We start from the raw sequence: 6,626 nt of genomic DNA on the forward strand, positions 1-6,626 counted from the left end.
GGATTAAGCAATTCACAACTAACTATAGCCATTCCCAAAATAGTAATCAAAATTAACTTTTTCAAACTCATCAACTCCAATCAACAAAAAATAATTTGTTAGTAAACTCTATTTCCGTCCCTATCTTTACAATACATGGTACCATCATATCTTCTATAACAGCTTACTCCTCTTTCAGCATCTTCCCGATTAATTCTCGCCCATCTTTCTGAACGGCAGCTATTCTAGTATTGAGATTGCTAATTTCCTTAGAATATTTAAGTTTCTTGCCACATTTTTGTTCAATGTCCTACTTGCATCTTCTCTGAATGTCACATCCAGTATCCAATGATAACTTTCTATTGCCCAATGTCCTCTTACCGCTCTTACAAATTCTTCCACTCCCCCTGCTATATTCGTTATGTAATACCTTTTCTGTTCCTGCTTTTTTCCATTTTCTTCTGTTGTTAAAATTGATGCACCTATCCCTTTTACTTCCTTCCATTCCTTATTTCTTTTAATAAGCCATTCTGTTTCTTCAGTATAGTAATATTCCCTCGTTTCCAGCCGTCCCCTTTGCTTTTCTGTTTTCCTGCTGTACATTCCTTCCTCCTTTAATTTTTCTCTGAATCCCTTGTCAGCAAAGTAATCTTCTATATCTTCTTTTAAAGTCTTCTGGTTCCCTTTTACCTGGAGACAGAAATAGCTCTTCTTCTTTCCTATCTTTTTTATGATTTCTTTCTGGGTTCCTATCGCATCTATTGTAACTATACATTCCTTTACTGAGATTTTATCAAGCAGACGTAATATCGCTTCTATTTCATTCCCTTTTCCTTCAACCGCCACTTGTGAATAGCAGATTCCATCTTCTTTGGAATACGCAGATACTATGTCTAATGGGCTGTTGTTTTTATTCTTCATTCCGTTTAAAAATTTCCCATCAATATTCAATATTTTCCTTATTTTTTTTATATTCCCCGGAAATTTTTAACTCCATCCATTTTGTCAAAAGAACTTCTGTAACTTCAGGCTCTATTGTAGCCATAACTCTTTGAATCGTATCATGCGAAGGCATGCCGTTCGGTAGTTCCAGATATCTTTTTAATGCCTTGAAATACATCTTTGCAAATTCTTCAATCTCTTCCCAGTATTCAACATTCGCAAGCATAGCAAAAAGAGTAATCACAACAATGTCACTTAACTTGTGTTTTATAGTAAAACCTATTTAAAACTGAACTAATTTATTAAATAAAACAGAAGTAACTGCTTCTTCTAGTGTATTAAAATTATGGGCTATGTCTTTTAATTTCTTCTTCATATTAGCCCATAATTTTTCTATTGGATTTAAATTCGGTGAATACAGCGGAAGAAACAATAGACAATGCACCGTCCCCTTTATTATCTTTTCTAATATATTCTTTCTGTGAAATCTGGCATTATCCATAACTATTAGAACTCTCTTCCCTAATTTTTCAATATCTCTTAGAAGTATTTCCCTGAACCACTCTTCAAAAAATTCACTTTCCATTGTTTCCCTGTATATCATACTTCCTATCAGTGCATTCCCTATTTTTCCGGCAACCAGATTTATCCCTGAATATCTTAATCCTCTTCTTCCCTTCAATACATATTTCCCTTTTACTCCAGCCATATTCACGGTAGTAATATTCGTTAAAGCCTGTTTCATCAATATAGATTATTTCTCTGCCTGAAACTGCTTCTAATAATTTTTTTAAATATCTATTTACTTTTTTCCCGTCCTGCTCCTTGTATTTTGTCTGTTTTTTTCTTGTGTATCCTAATTTTTTCAGTGCCACTCTCACTGTCTCCTTTTCACAGCCAAAATCTTTTGCTATTTCATGGATGTATTTATCTGCATTCTCTGGATTTTTCATATATTCATCAAGTTTTTCAAGGTCAAGCACCTTAAATTTTCTTTTCCGTGTTCTTGATGAAAGATTTCCTGTTTCATTCTTAAGTTTTATCCATCCGTACAATGTGCTGGAACTTATGTTGAACTGAAATAATATTTTTGTTTTTCCATTTTCGTAATAAAAATTTAAAATTTTTTTCCTATAATCTTTTTCATATGCCATAAAATTATTATACCGTATTTTTAGGTCGGTTTTGTACAAGTTTCACTATAGTTCGTAGATGATTTATGAAGTTCCATAACTTCTCATTTTTTATGAATATATTTCTTAAATATTATACAATAGGAAATAGTTTAACTCCTTCAATCTGTAAAATGTCACAATTAATAATTAAATTGATAAATACAGAAACTTACTTTTTCATCAGGTTATTTTCCAAGAATTTCAATGCTTTTTCAACATCAGCTTCTTTTCCTTCTTCAGAAACATATTCAATATATTTTACAGTATTATTTTCATCAAGAATCATAAGTGCCCTTGTTAAAAGACCTTTTTCCTTTATGAAAAATCCATTTTGAATACCAAATTGATGATATTTAAAGTCAGAAACTGCTTTTAATCCATTAATTTCATTGGCAGTACAGAATCTTTCCTGTGCAAATGGAGTATCAACTGTTACAGAGTAAAATTTCACATTTGTATGAGTTTTTGCTGCTTCATTTAACTGTTTTGTCTGCAATGAACAAACTTTTGTATCAAGCGATGGCGCTGTATAAACTACTTTTATATTTTTATCTTCAAAAATATTTTTTTCTTCCAGTTTTGTATTCACTACTAGAGGCACTTCCTTTATTTTATCGCCAATTTTTAATTCTTTTCCAACTATTGTTATTGGAACTTTTCCCATTGTGATTTTTAAATTATTATCAGCTTTCAAAGTGTCTAAATATTGTGCATATTCGGCATTTTGTCCTGCCTGTCCTGTTTCATTTTCTGTTTTTGGTTTATTTCCGCAGGCAGATAGAACTACTGCAGCTGCTCCTAATAATAATATTTTTTTCATTTGTTTCCTTCTTTCGTAATTTTATCTGTTGTTTGTAAAAATTCAAATTGTATGATTTTTACAGTTTTAATTTAAACTATTTTTATCTAATTTTATCGTTTCTATTTTGATACTTCTCTAATTAAACTCGGATTATACAATAAACTTTCATTTTTTCTTACTTCTTCAAAAGTATATGTTTTTAAAATTTTTCCATTTTCAAAAACACATTCCATTACGGAATCTTCATGATATTGATTTTCAGGTAAATCTGAAATATTTACTGTTTCAAATTCTCCATTTTTATTTTTTATCAAGTCAAGCCTTCCTTTTTTACTGACTTTTCCTTTATCTGTAACAGGATTTTTGTAAACATCTCTAACTTCATTTCCGATTTTTATACAGCTGCATTTCATGGCAAATTTATGAGTATCCCTGTTAATGCTAGATTTTTCATTTCCTTGCAAAAGTGATCCTCCACAGCCTAAAGTAACATTTTCGGCAGAATATTTGTTATCCTTTAAAGATTTATAAATATCCCAGATTGTATCTTCATTAATTCCATCACCTTGTAAAATACGGACTTTGTTAATTACTTTATATCCTTTGGAGTTTATCGTATAGCCAAAATTCTTTTCCAAACTTTCAAGCGCAAACAGAATATTTGTAATTGCGTCTCCACTATCTGGACGTATTGTAACCATTCCATCTCTTGCCAATATTTTTTCACGTAAATCTTTTCCGATAATATTTTCTACCGCATTAAAAAAATTATAGCTGTCAAGAACAATTGAAACAATTCCTTTTGGAAATTTATCAAGCATATTTTCGTATGCTTCTTTTTCATATTTTTGAGTCCATGAAGTCATTGTGCTATGTTCAGAAGCAGGCACACTGTAAGCGGCTATTTTTTCATTATAATATTTACGGGCAAAGACAAGTGCATTTAAGGTATCTGTTCCATAAAAATTTGTAAGATGAGCCATTCCGCCAATACCCGCACTTTCCTCGCTGGAAACACCACGATAACCAAAATCATGCAATTTAAACTTCAGTTCTGACTCCACATTATCACTTGTTTCATCTAAAAAGTATTTTATAATCTGTTTTGCCTTGTATGAAAATGTCGCAACTGTAATTGGATACCATACTTTTAACAGCAATGTTTCCACCCAGCCTACAATCCAAGGTACATTTTTATCAGTTGATTCCACTGTAACCAGTACATTGTGATTTTTTACAACAGTACCTTCTGGTACAGCCCTAATTCTAAGTGGCAATTTCCCGTCCAACTTCTCTACAATGTATCTCCATCCCTCTTCAAAAAATGGCAATCCATGCAATTCGCAAATTTCCTTAGCTTCATCTATCATTTCATTTGTAATTTTTTTTGTTAAATATTCCATTAAGTAATATTGGAGTCCAAAAAATTTTACATATCCGTACAAGCCACCACGACTTTCGATATAATCGTGCATATACGTCATATTTTCTGGATATTGAAATGGATGAGTAATTTTATAAGAATCTGTCGATAGTATTAAATTTTTCATTTTTATTTTGTATGATAATTGCAAGTTACGTAAAAATCATACTCTCCTTCCCTACATTTTTTTATTTGTATATTCAATTATAACTCTTTTTTCTTTGAAAACATACAAATAATACAGTAAAACCTCTTTGAATTAAACAAAAAGATTTTTACTGTAATAAGATTTTTTTATTTTTCCAAAATTTTATCTGCCAGCACCAACGCTATTTTCTTTTCTCCAACCATAAATTCCACAATCATGCTTTTTGTATCCACTTTTTTTATTTTTCCACGTCCAAATTTCTTATGATTAACCACATCTCCAACTTTATATTTAGAATTTACATTTGAAGTTGTTTGAGAGCCTGATTTTTTACCAAATGTTCCTAGTTTGTCCTTAGAAAATGGATTAAAATTTTCTATTTTCGGTGTAAAACTTCTTGGAGCTGAAGATTGCCCTTTTAGGCTTGCGTATTTTCCGCCCACATATTCCAGATTGTCTTGCTTCATTTCGTAGATAAATCTTGATGGACGACGTAAATTATCATCTTTTCCCCAAATTTTTCTTGACGAAGAATAGGAAATAAACAGTTCTTTTTTAGCACGGGTTATCGCCACATAACAAAGTCTACGTTCTTCTTCCAGCTCTTCTTCAGGAGCATCAAAAGAAATTGATGGGAACAGCCCGTCTTCCATTCCCGCAAGAAAGACATAATCAAATTCCAGTCCTTTCGAGCTGTGAATTGTCATAAGTTTTACATAATTTTCATCATCTTCCATTTCATCAGTCGCTGAACTTAACGAAATCATATCAAGATATTCATTCAAGGACATGCTTGGATTTTGCTTTTCAATTTCAGTAATACTGTTTAACAATTCCTCAATATTTCTAACTCTGTCTTCCTTGTTGTCTTCAATTGAGTCAATATAACGTGTTCTTATAAGAATTTCATCAAATATTTCCTTAATTGACATTTCTTCAAGGCTTGAGTAAATGCCTTGCATTAAATTGTAAAATTCCTTTAATGCCAATTTTGTAGCTGCTCTTACAGGAATTTCATCAATGTAGTGAAGCGCTTCAAGCATCGAAATATTTTTTTCATTTGCAACTTCCTGTATTTTTTCCAGTGTCTTTTCTCCAACAGAACGTTTGGGAACATTAATTATACGATAAAAATTGTGATTATCATTTTTATTATTTAAAAGACTCAAATATGCCAAAATATCCTTTATTTCCTTACGTTGAAAGAACTGCATCCCGCCATAAATTTTATATGGAATATTTGCAGACAGCAGTTTTTCCTCCAGAACCCTTGACTGTGCATTTGTCCTGTACAAAATCGTCATATCCTTGTAATCGGCACCGTCTCTTTTCTTTTTCTTCATCTCTGTCACAATGAAATCTGCTTCATCATAAACAGTCATTGCATTATAAATCTTGATTTTTTCGCCATCTGAGCCATCTGTCCAAAGTGTTTTCCCTTTTGAACTTTTATTATTTTTAATAAGCTCATTTGCTGTATCCAGTATTTTCTTTGTAGAACGATAATTTCTTTCCAATTTTACCGTAAATGCTTCCTTGTAATCTCTCTCAAAATTCAGAATGTTATTAATATTTGCACCACGAAACGCATAAATACTCTGATCCTCATCTCCTACGACACAGATGTTTCGATATTTTGCTGCAATCAAATTAATCATTTCGTACTGAATATCGTTAGTATCCTGATACTCATCCACTACAATATACTGATACCTTTCCTGTATTCTTTCCAGCACAAAAGCATCATCCAGCAATTTTCTCGCATTCAAAAGCAAATCCGAAAAATCCATCGCATTATTTGCCTTCAAAACTTCATCATACTTCTGATAAATCTCGCCAAAAAGCCTGTTTGCAGGAATTCTCATATCGATTTCACGTTCAAGCTCCTTAATTCCTATCCCCTGTTCCTTCAATTTACTGATTCTGTTTGCAAGTTTTCCTGACTGAACATTGTCATTATCCTTAATTCCCATATCCTTTTTTATCTTTGTAATAATTGACTTCTGATCATCCACATCATAAATATTAAAATTTCGCCCATATCCAATTCTTTCAGAATAAGTTTTAAGCAATCTTACTGAAAACGAGTGAAATGTAGAAACTACAAGATTATTTGCCTCATGTCCGATAAGTGCCGCAGCCCTCTCCTTCATCTCT

Annotated in this window: 7 protein-coding genes; all 7 read right to left on the reverse strand. The window is 31.9% G+C overall.

Annotation, left to right across the window (positions count from 1 at the left end; genetic code table 11):
* Positions 1–219: 219 nt before the first annotated feature.
* The gene (locus tag Q0370_RS11395) at positions 220–900 is read right to left on the reverse strand and encodes an ISAs1 family transposase (protein ID WP_299575820.1); all 681 of its coding nucleotides are present in this window, start codon (positions 898–900) and stop codon (positions 220–222) included.
* 19 nt (positions 901–919) lie between these two features.
* The gene (locus tag Q0370_RS11400) at positions 920–1,204 is read right to left on the reverse strand and encodes a transposase family protein (RefSeq protein ID WP_367270895.1); all 285 of its coding nucleotides are present in this window, start codon (positions 1,202–1,204) and stop codon (positions 920–922) included.
* Positions 1,205–1,525: a transposase gene (locus Q0370_RS11405; protein WP_299575822.1), complete on the reverse strand. Its 321-nt coding sequence runs from the start codon at positions 1,523–1,525 to the stop codon at positions 1,205–1,207.
* Positions 1,497–2,075, reverse strand: a complete 579-nt coding sequence (locus Q0370_RS11410) for an IS630 transposase-related protein (RefSeq protein ID WP_299575824.1) — start codon at positions 2,073–2,075, stop codon at positions 1,497–1,499. The genes Q0370_RS11405 and Q0370_RS11410 overlap by 29 nt, the downstream gene beginning before the upstream one ends.
* A gap of 190 nt (positions 2,076–2,265) precedes the next feature.
* Positions 2,266–2,916 (reverse strand): thiol peroxidase, encoded by a 651-nt coding sequence (gene tpx, locus Q0370_RS11415; RefSeq protein ID WP_299575826.1) that lies wholly within the window; start codon positions 2,914–2,916, stop codon positions 2,266–2,268.
* A gap of 101 nt (positions 2,917–3,017) precedes the next feature.
* Positions 3,018–4,448: a nicotinate phosphoribosyltransferase gene (locus tag Q0370_RS11420; protein ID WP_299575828.1), complete on the reverse strand. Its 1,431-nt coding sequence runs from the start codon at positions 4,446–4,448 to the stop codon at positions 3,018–3,020.
* A gap of 167 nt (positions 4,449–4,615) precedes the next feature.
* The coding region (locus Q0370_RS11425; RefSeq protein ID WP_299575830.1) for a 3'-5' exonuclease at positions 4,616–6,626 on the reverse strand (2,011 nt) is incomplete at its 5' end.

The organism is uncultured Leptotrichia sp., assembly GCF_938036635.1.
Classification (GTDB): domain Bacteria; phylum Fusobacteriota; class Fusobacteriia; order Fusobacteriales; family Leptotrichiaceae; genus Leptotrichia; species Leptotrichia hongkongensis.

Excerpts from the sequence above, each read along its gene's own strand:
- Q0370_RS11395 (WP_299575820.1), bottom strand. The coding sequence starts at position 900 with ATGAAGAATAAAAACAACAGCCCATTAGACATAGTATCTGCGTATTCC.
- Q0370_RS11405 (WP_299575822.1), bottom strand. The coding sequence starts at position 1,525 with ATGATATACAGGGAAACAATGGAAAGTGAATTTTTTGAAGAGTGGTTC.
- Q0370_RS11410 (WP_299575824.1), bottom strand. The coding sequence starts at position 2,075 with ATGGCATATGAAAAAGATTATAGGAAAAAAATTTTAAATTTTTATTAC.
- tpx (WP_299575826.1), bottom strand. The coding sequence starts at position 2,916 with ATGAAAAAAATATTATTATTAGGAGCAGCTGCAGTAGTTCTATCTGCC.
- Q0370_RS11420 (WP_299575828.1), bottom strand. The coding sequence starts at position 4,448 with ATGAAAAATTTAATACTATCGACAGATTCTTATAAAATTACTCATCCA.